This window comes from Megasphaera sp. AF13-6AC, from assembly GCF_027685385.1.
GTDB lineage: Bacteria > Bacillota > Negativicutes > Veillonellales > Megasphaeraceae > Megasphaera > Megasphaera micronuciformis.
The window spans coordinates 1-13,533 of sequence record NZ_JAQCUN010000026.1 but is presented as its reverse complement, the minus strand read 5'-3'; the positions used below and the strand labels follow the sequence as shown (position 1 = coordinate 13,533).

Sequence of the window (13,533 nt, the reverse complement as noted above, 5' to 3'; positions counted from 1 at the left end):
TGACGGATACTTTGACAATTATAAAGAACGCCCGTATACGTATGACGACGGACCGTACGCAAGTCGTGTATATTACGGATTTAACAGTGGCAATGGGGAAGAAAAGCTGGTTTACGGACCGAATATTAAGGATTGGCCGGAACAGGAAGCTTTGGCTGAAGACGTGTTGTTGAAAATGTGTTCTGTCATTACAGACCCCGTTACGACTACGGATGAATTGATTCCGTCGGGGGAAACGTCTTCCTATCGGTCAAATCCTTTGGGATTGGCCGAATTTACCTTGTCCAGAAGAGATCCCGACTACGTCGGACGAGCCAAGGAAGTTAAGCAAAAGGAAGAGTTACGACTTAACGGTGAGACGGATGCGGAAGTTGCAGCTGTCTATGATTTATTGGAAATGCATTTGGGAAATGTAGAGCGAAATAAAACGGAGATAGGCAGCGTTATTTACTGCACTAAACCCGGAGACGGCTCAGCTCGCGAGCAGGCTGCCAGTTGTCAGCGTGTTTTGGGCGGGTTAGCCAATATTTGTAAGGAATATGCAACGAAACGATATAGATCCAATGTTATCAATTGGGGGATGTTACCCTTCCAGGTACGGAAAGAGACGGAATTTGCTGTTGGTGACTACGTATATGTACCGCATATCCGTAAGATCTTAGAAGGGGATATGAATAACATCAAGGCTTATTTAGTACGAAAGAACAGTATAGAGGAAGTAACCCTTTATATCACAGACTTGACGTCGGAAGAACGAGAAATTATTCGAGCCGGCTGTCTCATTAACTATAATCGGAATAAGAAGTAAGAACACTTTTGGGGGAACATATGGATTTTGTAAAAATGCACGGACTGGGCAATGATTTTGTCTTTATTGAAGATAAGACGGGTCAAGACAAGGATTTTACCGCGCTGGCTCGTGCCATGTGTAACCGTCATACGGGAATCGGTGCGGACGGACTCATTGTCATTGTAGACAGCCGCGTTGCGGATGTGCGTATGCGTATCATCAATTCCGACGGCAGCGAGGCGGAAATGTGCGGAAACGGTATTCGTTGCTTTGCCAAGTATGTATATAACAACGGTATTATTGAAAAGAAACGGTTTACCGTAGAAACGCCGGCAGGAATTATGGAACCGGAAATTACAGTCGGGGCAGATAACAAGGCGGAACTGATTACCATCAACATGGGACGACCTTCGTTTAATAGAAGTGAAATTCCTATGGAGGGAACTGATGGTCGAGTCTTGAATGAAGACTTGTGTGTAGACGGCGAAAATTGGAAAATCACGTCTCTTCTCATGGGTGTGCCGCATACAGTAACGTATGTGGACGATGTGGACTCTGTCGATATTGAAAAAATAGGGCCTTTATTTGAAAAGCACGAGGCGTTTCCGAAGCATACAAATATTAACTTTGCCCAACAAATGGATGACCGGACGGTCAAAGTTCGTACGTGGGAACGCGGTGCAGGTGCTACGCTGGCATGCGGGACCGGCTCCTGTTCCGTTGCCGTCGCATCCTTTTTAAACGGGCGTACGGGAAGAAAAGTAGATATTCAACTTCCCTTGGGAACTTTGCACATTGAATATAGGGAAGAAGACGGCAATGTGTATATGACGGGGCCGGCCGCCGTATCCTTTACGGGAACCTGGCCTGACGAAACGTAGTCTTTATTATTATGATTAGATACGAAAAACTATTTAAAGGCCGGTTTATAGATCGACCCAATCGGTTTATTGTTCATGTCGAAATAGATGATGAAACGATGACTTGTCATTTACCGAATCCCGGCAGACTATGGGAGCTTTTATATGTCGGGACAACGGTGTGGGTTCGTAAGGTTTTAACGCCGGGGCGAAAGACACCTTATGATGTTATCGGTATTGAGAGGGACGGAATTCCTGTTTTACTGGATACTCAATATAATAATGACGTGGCTGAGGCTTTAATTCGGGAGAAACAGATACCGGGTTGGGAGGACTGGGATGTTTTGCGGCGAGAAGTTGCCATAGAAGGCAGTCGGTTCGACCTTTTATTACACAGAGGAGACGACCTTTTCTTTTTAGAAGTGAAGTCTTGTACCTTATTCAGTAAAAACGGAGCTATGTTCCCCGACGCTGTTACGGAACGGGGGAGGAGGCACCTTCTCCATTTATCATCTTTGCGAGATAAGGGGATTCGTGCAGGTATTCTGTTTTTGGTTCAATGGAATCGGGCTCGCTGGTTTTTGCCCGATTATCATACAGATCCCGATTTTGCCAAAACATTTGAAACCTGTGCGGATAAACTTGATTGGAAGGCTTTTACGGTTGAATGGAATGACGATTTTTCCGAACCTGCACCCGGGCGTGAACTCATGTATCCGCAGGCTGTTTTGGAGCGGGAAAACAGAGATCGAGGAACTTATGCCGTCATTTATTGTTTAGAAGAAGACCGCTGTGAGTTTATCGGGACAGGCAAAAAGCATGATTTTAAGGCAGGATATTATGTATATATCGGGGCGGTTGAAGAAAACCTGAAAGCCCGCCTATCCGGACTCCGACGAGTACGTAAAAAGCCGGTGCAAATTACGGATTATCTTCGTTTATTTATGACAGTATCGTCTGTGGCGGCCGTGCGTACGGCCAATACCGTAGAGGCAGAATTTGCTTCTCATGTCGGTAATGTCAGTGACGGTTTTGTCCCGGCAATTACAGGGGATGACGGAGGTCCTTGTCTTTTTTATTTTAAGGAAAATCCCGTTCATTATAAGCCGTTTATAGAAGTTCTTGAGGATATTCGCATGAATCGTTTGGAAACACTCTTTGATTTTTAAGGGGAGAATAATGGATAGAAAAGATGCCTTGGCATTGTTACAAAAATATAATCATGAACCCTTCCATATTTTACACGCACTTACGGTAGAGGGCGTTATGAAATGGTATGCTAATGAGTTGGGATATGGTGATGAAGCTGATTATTGGGGATTAGTAGGACTTCTCCATGACGTGGATTTTGAGCAATATCCACAAGAGCATTGTAAGAAAGCTCCCGAATTGTTGTCTGAAATCGGGGCAACGCCGGAATTTATACGTTCCGTCTGCAGTCACGGCTTCGGTATTTGTGTAGATATAAAGCCGGAAGCACAGATGGAAAAGGTTCTCTTTGCGGCCGATGAATTGACCGGCCTGATAGGGGCGGCAGCCATTATGAGGCCCTCAAAGAGCACTAAAGATATGGAAGTAAAAAGTTTGAAGAAGAAGTTTAAGGATAAACGTTTCGCCGCCGGTTGCTCTCGTGATATCATTACGCAAGGAGCCGAGTTACTCGGCTGGGAATTGACGGATTTAATGGAAAAAACGATTCTCGCCATGCGTTCGTGTGAAGACGATATTCATAAAGAGTATACCGAGTTGACGGGACAGGAAGCATAGAATTTTTCGGCAAAGGAGTCGCCATGGAAGAAACGTCTCTTTTTAACACCGACGCGGCCAATCAGCCCTTAGCGGCACGTATACGGCCGAAGACAATTGATGATATTATAGGTCAAGACCATCTTTTGGGAGAGGGGCGTATTTTGCGCCGTTTCATTGAAAATGATACGGTACCGTCTATGATTTTTTGGGGGCCTCCGGGTGTCGGCAAAACGACGTTGGCTCGCGTAATTGCCGGACATACGAAGGCTGCTTTTGTAGATTTTTCGGCTGTTACGGGCGGCATTAAAGAAATTCGCCAAATTATGCAGAAGGCTGACGAAAATACACGCTACGGTGAAAAGACAATTCTTTTTGTAGATGAAATACACCGCTTCAATAAAGCACAACAAGATGCATTTTTACCCTTTGTGGAAAAAGGAAGCATTGTCCTCATCGGAGCTACGACAGAAAATCCGTCCTTTGAGATTAACGGGGCTTTATTATCCCGCTGTAAGGTTTTCGTTTTACATGCTTTAACGGCAGATGATATTAAAGAGTTATTAAAACGGGCGTTGGCAGAACCCGAAGGTTTCGGTACCCGAGAGATTCGCATAGACGATGATTTATTGGGGGCTATTGCTCTTTTTGCTAACGGAGACGGGCGCAGTGCTTTGTCTACCTTGGAAATGGCTGTTTTAAACGGTGAAATTGAAGGCGATGCCTTGGTAGTTACGAAAGATTCTCTCGAACAGTGTATATCGAAAAAATCTCTTTTATATGATAAAAAGGGAGAAGAACATTACAATCTTATTTCGGCCCTCCATAAATCAATGCGAAACTCCGATGCCGATGCATCCGTATACTGGTTGGCCCGAATGTTGGAGGCCGGCGAAGACCCTCTTTATGTGGCCAGACGCGTTGTTCGATTTGCAGCTGAAGATGTGGGACTGGCCGATCCAAGGGCTATGGAAATAGCCGTAGCAGCATATCAGGCATGCCATTTTATCGGCATGCCCGAATGTTCGGTTCATCTTACGGAAGCCGTTGTCTACTTATCGTTAGCTCCCAAGTCGAATGCCATGGAGACGGCCTATTTGTCGGCGCGTAAGGATGCGTTGGAACAAATTGCCGAACCGGTTCCGTTACAGATTAGAAATGCACCGACTAAGTTGATGAAGGACTTGGAATATGGCAAGGGATACGACTATGCACATAATCACCCTGAAGGATTGACAGCCATGGAATGTTTACCCGACTCGTTGCGGGGGCGAGCGTATTATCGACCGACGGAGCATGGATTGGAGGGACGTTTTAAGGCACGGTTTGAAGAAATAAAGGCATGGAAAAAAAGATACGGTAAAGGGAAGAAATAATGAGTAAGAAAGTTATTTTCGGAAAAGATTACAGCACAAACGAGTATGCAAAAATCTTTTTTTATTTATGCATAGGCGGGTCGGCAGCTATAGCAGAATGGCTTATGTTTTACTTCTTCAACGGGTTTTATACATCTTTTTTCGATAATTCAGCTTTGAGAATTTCCGTTTCAACAGCTACCGCATTTTCGTTGGCTACTGTATATCACTATATCTTGGGGAACATCTTTGTTTTTGAAAGCGGTCGTCGTTATGAGCGAAAGAAAGAGCTGACCCTCGTTTTTGTTGTCAGTATTATCGGGCTATTGTGGAATTTACTTCTCATGTGGATATTTACATCGGGACTTTCCATAGAGCCCGTGCCGGCAAAGATTATAGCCAGTGCTATCGTAACCGTGTGGAATTATCTGTCGCGAAAAAAATGGATATTTTAAAAGAAATCTCGCTCAACGTTTTGCTGGCGGGATTTTTTATAAGTGTCGGAAAAGCATCATATATGCAAAGAATGCAAAAATAAATCTATACATATCAAAACCGTATTTATTTTTTTAAAATAATAAATACATATTATTGAGTTTATGTCCGTTTAATGATAGACTGATTTAGTAGTATTTATGGTTTGTAGTTTGAAATGGGGAACAGCAATGAAAAAGAAAGCTTTTGCAGTAGCAGCCTTGGCAGCAGCCTGTGTGACGTCCATGGCATTTGCTACTCCGCAGACACAGTTTCAAAAGGGTCAATTCCAGTTGGATCTCGGTGCATGGAATGTAAAATCTTCCGTTGATATGAGCAATTTTGATGCAACGACGATGCCGGCTGCCGGGGCAGGAACGGCATATACGGGTACGAAGACGAGTGATTCCAAATGGAATTTTACGGGCGGTTTGTCCTACGGTCTTAGCGACAAATGGGGTCTTGAATATGCGTACCATGACTTAAATACCAAAAAAGAAGGTATTAAGGGTACGGACGGAGATGAACATGAAGTAAATCTGGTTTACTCTCTCAATAAAAACTTTGCCGTATATGGCGGTTGGAATCGCATTAAAAACTCTAAAGATTCTTTCAGTAGAACCAATAATATCGCTCAGCTCGGTCTCATTGCCAAAGCTCCTTTGGCTAAAAATTTCGACATTTACGGTAAGGCAGCCGTAGGTACAAAGCATACGACTATTTGGGAAGCGGGTCTCGGTTATACGATAGGCAAAGATTTCGACTTAACGGCAGGCTATCGTTATGTAAATACGCGTCTTGCCGAAAAAGGCCAGACAGCTCTCGGCTTTACTAATACGAATTCGTCAGGCGTTACGAACCCGGCAGTGGCGACGAGTGATGCCAATATTGCCTATAAAGGACCCTTCGTAACCTTATCTTATCGTTTCGGCGGCCATAAGAAAGCGGCTCCCGCACCGGTTGTGGCGGAACAGCCGCGTCGTCAGGTTGTGCAGGAACAACCCGGCCACGTATATAATGACTACTATCTCGAAAGTGTTCACTTCGCCTTTGATGTAGATACGCCTATTGCCTACGATCAGGGCAAGCTCGATCATTTTGTAGCCGTAGCGAAAGAATATCCGCATGATACATTCAAACTCGTAGGTAATACGGATGCTCGCGGTACGGATGCTTACAATGACGATCTCTCCAAACGTCGTGTTGTAAATGTAGCTAGATACGCTGTCGATCACGGTGTAAATCCGGAACAACTCGAACTTTCTTATGAAGGAAAGAACGATCCCGTTGCAACGAATGCCACCGATCAGGGCCGTGCAGACAATCGTCGTGTTGATATTTGGCATCACAGATAAATAAAGAATTTACCCGCAAGGGCCATAACAGGGAATCGGCATAATCGATTCCCTGTTTTTGTCCCTGTGTCGCCTTGTCTTACGACTATGAATAAGGTATAATATTCTAGCATAAAAGTATTGGTGCGTGACAGCCTGTCGGGGCTTGTGCAATGGAGACCTATGAACCTCGTCAGGTCCGAGAGGAAGCAGCGATAAGTAGTCATCTTCGTGTGCCACGAGGTAACCCGGCAAGCTGTTACACACGAGTGCTTTTACGAGAAGGCGGTAAAACAGCGGCGAAGCCGCTTTTTTTCATATAAGGGGAACGATATGTCCTATATTGCATTGTATCGCAAATGGCGACCGAAGACATTTGAAGACGTTGTCGGTCAGGGTCGAATTATGAAGACCCTGCAGCAGGCTGTAGAAAATGATAAAGTGGCTCATGCTTATCTTTTTTCCGGTCCGCGCGGAACCGGAAAAACCAGTACAGCTAAAATTTTTGCGAAAGCGCTTAATTGTGTACACGGCCCGACTGCGCATCCTTGTAATGAGTGTGATATATGTAAACACATTACGAGCGGTGAATCTCTTGATGTGGTAGAGATCGATGCGGCATCGAATAGAAGTATTGAAGATATTCGCCAGTTGCGGGAGACTGTAAAGTTTATGCCTACGGAAGGGCATAAAAAAATATACATTATCGACGAAGTGCATATGCTTACGACAGAAGCTTTCAATGCCTTGTTAAAGACGTTGGAAGAACCGCCGGCACATGTGGTCTTTATTTTGGCGACGACAGAACCGGAACGAATACCTATGACTATCCTTTCTCGTTGTCAGAGATATGATTTTCGTCGTATTACGGCAGACGACATACAGAAACGGTTGGCCTATATTGCCGACAAGGAAGAAATAGATTTGAAGCCCGACGCAGCTCGGATGATTGCCGTTCGAGCCGACGGCGGTATGCGCGATGCCTTGAGCCTTCTTGACCAGTGTGTAGGTAACGGTGGGCGGTGTGTCGATGAAGAGATTGTACGGGACTTATTGGGACTTGTCGGCAAAGATTGGTTATTCTCTATGACGGCGGCCCTTTTTAGCGGTCGTGGAGAAACTCTTATTGAAGGTATTGATGAAGTTGTACAGGCAGGGAAAGAAGTACAAAATGTATTAGCCGATATGGTCATGCATTTAAGGGCTCTTATGCTGTATCAAGCGGCTCCCAAGTCTGAGACTTTGGCAGCTTATGCGGACGTGGAAAAAGAATTGGCTGCGCAAGCCGAGTCCATAGAACCGGCACGGATATTTGCGGTCTTGAATATTTTGCAAGAATCTTTATTGCGGGTTAAGACCTCCCCTTTTCCTCGAATTGCCGTAGAAACGGGTTTGCTGATGGCGGCTCAAAACGAATCGGGGAGCGGTGACTTGGCGGTAAGGGTTACGGCTTTGGAAAAACGGGCGTATGCTGTTCCTCAGGATGTTATGGAGCGCCTTGTGCGATTAGAGCAGGGCATTGGGACGAAATCCGAGATTTGTATACCTCAGACTTCGGTAAAAACACAGGTCCATAGACAAGAGCCTAAATTACAACTTACGGAAGCGGTGACGGTTCCCGAAGCGATAGGAGCCGTAAAACCGTCTGTTGGAGAGCCCAACCCGAAGGCTGAAGAGGAAAAATCGAAGGGTTCGGCCGTTGATATGTCATCGAAAGGACGGCAAGTGCCGGTTAACGATGCCGAATATAATCGAATCTGGAGTAGCGTTTGCGCTGTCTTGGACAGGGCTAAAAAGAAAGCTGTTTTGTCATGTATACGAAACGGGCGAGTCGTTTATATCGGAGAGACGGAGTTTATCCTTGCCTTGCCGACAGAATTTATGGTTAAGCGGGCCAATCGAGAGGATTATTATACTTGTGTGGATGAAGCTTTGTCTCAAGTCCTCGGTAAGGGATACCATATGCGAAGTTACCTTGAAGGGGACAGCGAATTGGCGGCATACGAAAAAAAAAAGACTGATTCGGATATAAAGTCGGCGACCATACCCCAAAAAGACACGGAGAAGGAATCGGTGCTGACCGAGCAAGTTGACGGCTCACACGAACCGGTGGCTATTGAACGACAAGATATACCGCAGGGAGAACGAGAAGCCCTGTCGGCTGTGCTTGATGCGGTAGGAGATTGTCGTATTTTCGTAGAATATAAAGATACATAAAAGGGCACTCGCTCACACCGGCGAGTGCTCTTACGTTATTCGAGTGTCGTTTTCATAAAGAAAGTAAGTGGAAGAGGCCGCGTATATTCTTTGTTTTTATGACAGAATCGGTAGGAATATAGTATAATATAAAGGATTGTAAAGTTTTAAAAGGAATCGTTCCTAATTGGAATGACCAAAATAGGGTGTAAAATATATTCGCTTACTATAAGGAGGAACTATTATGTTCGGTGGCGGCAATATGCAAGGTATGATGAAAAAAGTGCAGAAAATGCAAAAAGATATGAAGAAGATGCAGGACGAATTAAAGGTACGCACTGTTGAAGCGACTGTCGGCGGCGGTACGTTGACCATTGTCATGAATGGCGAAAAAACGGTGGAAAGCGTTACTATCGATCCGTCCGTGATTGATCCGGAAGATAAGGAAATGTTGGAAGATTTGATTGTAGCGGCTGTTAATGAGGCAGGCAAAAAGGTTGATGACATGATGGCTCAGGAAATGAGTAAAATCACGGGCGGTATGAATTTGCCGGGTATGTTCTAATGGATACGCCATTGGAACATTTGGCGGAACAATTTCGACGCTTGCCCGGTATCGGCATTAAAACGGCTCGTAAGTTAGCGTATTATATGATACAGCAACCGGATGAGAAAACGGAAGCTTTTATCGATGCGGTTCGAAAAGCGAAAGAACAGATGCATTTTTGCTCCGTATGTTTTAATTTATCGTCTACCGATCCGTGTACTTATTGTACGGATGAACATAGAGATCGTTCGGTCATTATGGTAGTGGAAACACCTCAAGATGTGGCGGCTATTGAACGGTCAAAGGACTATCACGGTTTATATCACGTGTTGCACGGGGCCTTATCCCCTCTCGACGGAATCGGACCGGAAGATTTGCATATTAAGGAATTATTACAGCGTTTGGGCGATACTCGGGTTCAAGAAGTCATTATTGCTACGGATCCCGATGTAGAAGGAGAAGCGACGGCCTTGTATTTGGCACGATTGTTGAAAACGGCAGGGGTTAAGGTGACGAGAATTGCCAGAGGACTTCCCATGGGCGGCGATATCGAATTTGCCGACGAAGCGACTTTAGCCGGAGCTGTAGCCAATCGCCGGGAAATGTGAGGAACTTCATGTGGAATACCTATATATCGGTGCAGGTATTGTTTTGCTGCTTATTATAAATCGGTTTATTTTGGCACCTATTCGTAGATTGGCCATTAATACAATGATGGGGCTTTTTTTGCTTCATTTGGTTAACACGTACGGACCTCTGGCAGGCTTGCACCATGTTAATGTTACGCCTCTTACGGGACTTATTGTAGGCTTTTTCGGCGTACCCGGAGTGGTGGCGGTAACGTTATTTTATTTGGTTATTTAAAGACAGGATGCGATAGGATGAATGTGAAGCATGCATTCGGATTGTTGGGAATGTTTCTGCTTTCCGTAAGTTTGCTAACCGGTTGCGGCAACACGATTTCCGCCAAGACGGAAAAGGTGACCAAGTCGCCGCATCCGGTGGCTTTGACTTTAGATGCGAATATTACGGCCCTACATTCGGCGGAAATTATGCCGAAAGTATCGGGAAAACTGGTGTCGGCACCGCCGGCCGTCGGTCAAGATATTAAGGCCGGGGAAGTAATTGCTCAAGTCGATCCGACGCCGTATCAACAAAGCCTAAGCAGTGCCGAAGCGGAGCTTATGTCGGCATCGGCGTCGGCGGCACCGGTATACGAAGCCCCGCCCGTCGATACGGGAGAGCGGGCAAAGCTTGATGTATGGTATCAAATGGGTGCCATTTCACGTGTTGAATATAATCAAATGCAGTCGCGGGCAAACGGTAGCGGTACGTACAGGGCGGCACCGGCTGTGGATACGGAGAAATTGGCCCAGTTGCAACAAACAATTCAAACGGCGAGAGAAATGCTGAGTAATGCCACTATTTATTCACCCATCGACGGTCGGGTTACCGCTGTTGCGGAAAATTCGTCTGTAGCCGTTGCGGGTAACGTGTTGGCAACGGTTCAGCAGTTGACGCCTCTGGTAGCTACTTTTGCCGTACCGCAGGACTATATTGATGCGGTTCAGGCCGCACGGGCAGCCGGAACCTTGAAAGTACAGGTCTTGACGCCGGGCGGTGAAACGGAAGCAGGGGAACTTACTTTCTTGTCGACGGAAGTTGACGGAGCTACCAACGCCTATTTGGCAAAAATTACATTTAACAATAATAAAAACCTCTTCGTTCCCGGAGAGTTTTACCATATTCGTCTTTCTACACCTGAGGAAATCAATCAGATTACGGTGCCTAAAGAGGCGGTTAAAACCAAAGACAGCGGAGATTTCGTATATGTTGTAAACAGTGACGGAGTCGTTGATGCCAGAGCCGTTTTAACGGGAGATGAAGAAGGCGGACGAGTGATCGTTCTCAGCGGCCTTAAAGAGGGGGATACGATTGTATCCGACCCGCCGGATTCTTTGGAAATAGGAATGAAAGTATCATCATAAGAGCCAGTCGGAAGGAATGTATATGAAGGATACAGGACATTACGAAGCGAATCGGGAAAACAGCCTTTTAAAATCGTTGGAAAAAAGTCTGGATGTATTGGATTTGTTTGTAGAGTGTAATACGGGCATGACTTTGAAAGAGATTGCCGGTATGACGAAGCTCAATACCTCTACAGCCTTTCGCATTGTCAACACGTTGGAGCGTCGACAGTATTTAACTCGAAATGAAGATTCGAAGCAGTATCGTTTGGGCCCCAAGGCCTTAGCCCTCGGCTATTCCTCACACTGGACGGAAAATATCGTGACTTTAGCCAAACCGTATCTGCGTAGATTGCAACAAGAGTTTAATGAAACGGCCAGTATTTATGTTGCTGAAGGGGACAGTCGTATCTGTTTGGATCACGTGGAAAGTACTCATTCGTTGCGCCGTGTCATCCCTTTGGGAGAGTCGTTGCCTGTATATAAGGGGGCGGCAGGCAAGGTGTTGGTTGCATGGGCTAATAAGGACGAACAAAAACGCATCAGTGAAAAGCACGGCGGTTTGTCGGAAAGCGAACTGTCCATGATTCGGCATAACGGATATGCAGTTACACAAGATGAGAGTGAACACGGTCTGTTTGCCTTAGCCGTTCCCGTTTTTAACTTTGAAGAACAAGTGGTCGCTTCGTTGACGGTAGCCGGTCCGTCTATGAGATTTTATGATTCTATTCGGCAAAAAATGCTTTTTACTATGAGTCAGTATGCATCTGAAATATCCTACGCCTTAGGTTGTCGTAAGAAAAAATAGAAACCTATTATGTGAAGTTGATGTACAGTGAATATCAGATAATTGCTGAGATTATTATAATGAAACGATACAAACGGTTTTAGCCTGTCGATTATATGTCAGACACTTTAGCAAGGAGAGATTATTATCATTCAGTTTAGAGAATTTACAATTAACGATAAGCCCGTATTGGATTCATACTTTCATGAAAAGCGGTACGAACAGGCCGATGCTACCTTTATGACATTGTTGGCTTGGCAGTACCCGTACGACATTCAGTGGGCTGAAGAAGATCAGGTCTTGTATATTCGTTCGGGACGCGGCAATCAGCAATTCTGGTTGCCCCCTTTTTCGCGCAAAGACGGTGGACTCGTTGCCGGCTTGGAACGAATGAAAGAATGGTTTACGGCACATAATCACCCTTTTTTGATGAAGGGGGTTACACAACCGGTAGTCGACAAGTTGAACATGCTGTGTCCCGACTGCTACACGATTGTGCCTGACCGTGATAACTATGAATACGTTTATTTGACACAAGATTTGATTAACTTGTCGGGGAAAAAATTCCGGCAGAAAAAGAACAACTTGAATCATTTCCGTAACCAGTATATGGGATATGAATATCTTCCCATTACGGAAGATATTTTTGAAGAATGCCTGGATGCGGACAAACGGTGGATGGAAAATCGTATCGATCGCGATACGGAAGGTGAAGATGAGGATGAAATGAAAGGCGAACGCCAAGCTATTAAGACCATCTTTGATCACTGGGATGCCTTAGGTGCAAAAGGCGGAGCCATTCGCATTTTCAATAAAATAGCCGCCTTTTCTATAGGAGAAATGCTCAACGACGATACGGCCATTATCCATTTTGAAAAAAGCGATCCCAATATCCGGGGTCTTTATCAGGCAATTAATCATGAATTTGTTGTACATGCATGGAGCCATACGACGTATATTAATAGAGAAGAGGATATGGGGATTCCGGGGTTGCGTCAGTCAAAGGAATCGTATAATCCCGACCATTATGTAGAAAAATTCAGTGTTACGTTGGCTAAATAGAAAGAGGCGCATATGGAATTTCGCTTGGCCGGTCCGCAGGACCGAAATGTGGTGGAAGACTTGTGGGCATATTGTTTCGAACCGAAGGAGCACCCGTTCTTTCGTTGGTATTTTGCCAATATGTATGAGCCCGAAAACGTACTTCTGGGGATCCAGGACGGGGCTGTCGTATGTTTGACGCATTTGAATCAATATGAATTGAATATTCGCGGTGTTCGTTTTCCTGTTTCCTATATTGTCGGCCTGGCCACTCATCCGGCTGCTCGTCGTAGCGGTTTGGGAGGCAAGCTGTTAACCGCATCCTTGAAGGAAATGCGGCGGCGCGGTCAAGTCGTGCATATCCTTATGCCCTCTAAGGCCGGCTTTTATCAACAATATGGGTATGAGTTGTATTGTCATCAATGGCGTGAAACGA

Annotated in this window: 14 protein-coding genes, 1 other RNA gene and 1 pseudogene; all 16 read left to right on the top strand. The window is 45.3% G+C overall.

Annotated elements, in window-relative coordinates:
• Window positions 1–808 (top strand): annotated as a pseudogene (locus tag PGX78_RS02825) (hydratase); the annotation flags it as partial.
• 20 nt (window positions 809–828) lie between these two features.
• Entirely contained in the window at window positions 829–1,671 is an 843-nt protein-coding gene (gene dapF, locus PGX78_RS02820; protein ID WP_270445307.1) for a diaminopimelate epimerase, read from the top strand.
• A gap of 11 nt (window positions 1,672–1,682) precedes the next feature.
• Window positions 1,683–2,819 (top strand): DNA/RNA nuclease SfsA, encoded by a 1,137-nt coding sequence (sfsA, locus tag PGX78_RS02815; RefSeq protein WP_270445306.1) that lies wholly within the window; start codon window positions 1,683–1,685, stop codon window positions 2,817–2,819.
• A 10-nt stretch (window positions 2,820–2,829) separates the two neighbouring features.
• Entirely contained in the window at window positions 2,830–3,417 is a 588-nt protein-coding gene (locus PGX78_RS02810) for a hydrolase (RefSeq protein WP_270445305.1), read from the top strand.
• Window positions 3,418–3,440: 23 nt separating this feature from the next.
• Window positions 3,441–4,772 (top strand): replication-associated recombination protein A, encoded by a 1,332-nt coding sequence (locus tag PGX78_RS02805; protein ID WP_270445304.1) that lies wholly within the window; start codon window positions 3,441–3,443, stop codon window positions 4,770–4,772.
• A complete protein-coding gene (locus PGX78_RS02800; protein ID WP_270445303.1) occupies window positions 4,772–5,206 on the top strand; it encodes a GtrA family protein in 435 nt (144 codons plus the stop codon). The genes PGX78_RS02805 and PGX78_RS02800 overlap by 1 nt, the downstream gene beginning before the upstream one ends.
• Before the next feature lie 210 nt (window positions 5,207–5,416).
• The gene (locus tag PGX78_RS02795) at window positions 5,417–6,580 is read left to right on the top strand and encodes an OmpA family protein (RefSeq protein ID WP_270445302.1); all 1,164 of its coding nucleotides are present in this window, start codon (window positions 5,417–5,419) and stop codon (window positions 6,578–6,580) included.
• A 136-nt stretch (window positions 6,581–6,716) separates the two neighbouring features.
• Window positions 6,717–6,816, top strand: an RNA gene (gene ffs / locus PGX78_RS02790) — signal recognition particle sRNA small type.
• Window positions 6,817–6,892: 76 nt separating this feature from the next.
• Window positions 6,893–8,776, top strand: coding sequence for a DNA polymerase III subunit gamma/tau (dnaX, locus tag PGX78_RS02785; protein WP_270445301.1), 1,884 nt, complete (start codon window positions 6,893–6,895; stop codon window positions 8,774–8,776).
• Between the two features lie 223 nt (window positions 8,777–8,999).
• Complete coding sequence (locus PGX78_RS02780; protein ID WP_006940782.1) at window positions 9,000–9,320, top strand: YbaB/EbfC family nucleoid-associated protein; 321 nt, start codon at window positions 9,000–9,002, stop codon at window positions 9,318–9,320.
• On the top strand, window positions 9,320–9,910 hold the full coding sequence (gene recR, locus PGX78_RS02775) for a recombination mediator RecR (RefSeq protein WP_270445300.1): 591 nt from the start codon (window positions 9,320–9,322) through the stop codon (window positions 9,908–9,910). Before PGX78_RS02780 ends, recR begins: the two co-directional genes overlap by 1 nt.
• 10 nt (window positions 9,911–9,920) lie before the next feature.
• Window positions 9,921–10,166: a pro-sigmaK processing inhibitor BofA family protein gene (locus tag PGX78_RS02770; protein WP_270445299.1), complete on the top strand. Its 246-nt coding sequence runs from the start codon at window positions 9,921–9,923 to the stop codon at window positions 10,164–10,166.
• 17 nt (window positions 10,167–10,183) lie between these two features.
• Window positions 10,184–11,290 (top strand): efflux RND transporter periplasmic adaptor subunit, encoded by a 1,107-nt coding sequence (locus tag PGX78_RS02765; protein ID WP_270445298.1) that lies wholly within the window; start codon window positions 10,184–10,186, stop codon window positions 11,288–11,290.
• 16 nt (window positions 11,291–11,306) lie between these two features.
• Window positions 11,307–12,077 carry an IclR family transcriptional regulator gene (locus PGX78_RS02760; RefSeq protein ID WP_006940774.1) on the top strand — a complete coding sequence of 257 codons (771 nt, stop codon included), beginning with the start codon at window positions 11,307–11,309 and terminating at the stop codon, window positions 12,075–12,077.
• Between the two features lie 168 nt (window positions 12,078–12,245).
• Complete coding sequence (locus PGX78_RS02755; protein ID WP_333523851.1) at window positions 12,246–13,118, top strand: DUF2156 domain-containing protein; 873 nt, start codon at window positions 12,246–12,248, stop codon at window positions 13,116–13,118.
• A gap of 12 nt (window positions 13,119–13,130) precedes the next feature.
• The coding region (locus tag PGX78_RS02750; RefSeq protein ID WP_270445297.1) for a GNAT family N-acetyltransferase at window positions 13,131–13,533 on the top strand (403 nt) is incomplete at its 3' end.